Origin of the sequence: Alkalihalophilus lindianensis (assembly GCF_032843265.1) — a bacterium.
Taxonomy (GTDB): Bacteria; Bacillota; Bacilli; order Bacillales; family Bacillaceae_D; genus Alkalihalophilus; species Alkalihalophilus lindianensis.
The window spans coordinates 1-270 of sequence record NZ_JAWJBA010000364.1 but is presented as its reverse complement, the minus strand read 5'-3'; the positions used below and the strand labels follow the sequence as shown (position 1 = coordinate 270).

Sequence of the window (270 nt, the reverse complement as noted above, 5' to 3'; positions counted from 1 at the left end):
TCGCCGATGCCAGGCCGCAGCGGATCTTTCCCGGGCTGCTGCACGTGGCCGAGCATGTGCTCGCGGCCCGGGCTGCGTGAGCAACGTCCGATGACGCAGCTCAAGGCGCTGGTGTGGGACGTGGACGGGACTCTCGCCGAGACCGAACGCGATGGCCATCGCGTGGCGTTCAACGCCGCGTTCGAGGCATGGGGCCTCCCGTGGCACTGGGACGAAGCGCACTACGGGCGGCTGCTGCGCATCACGGGCGGCCACGAGCGCATTCTCTAC

General features: G+C 69.6%; 1 protein-coding gene. It reads left to right on the top strand.

Translation table 11 applies throughout. The features are described from left to right. Positions 1-90 precede the first annotated feature (90 nt). On the top strand, positions 91-270 hold a 180-nt coding region (locus RYX56_RS22595), incomplete at its 3' end, for an HAD family hydrolase (RefSeq protein ID WP_317124154.1).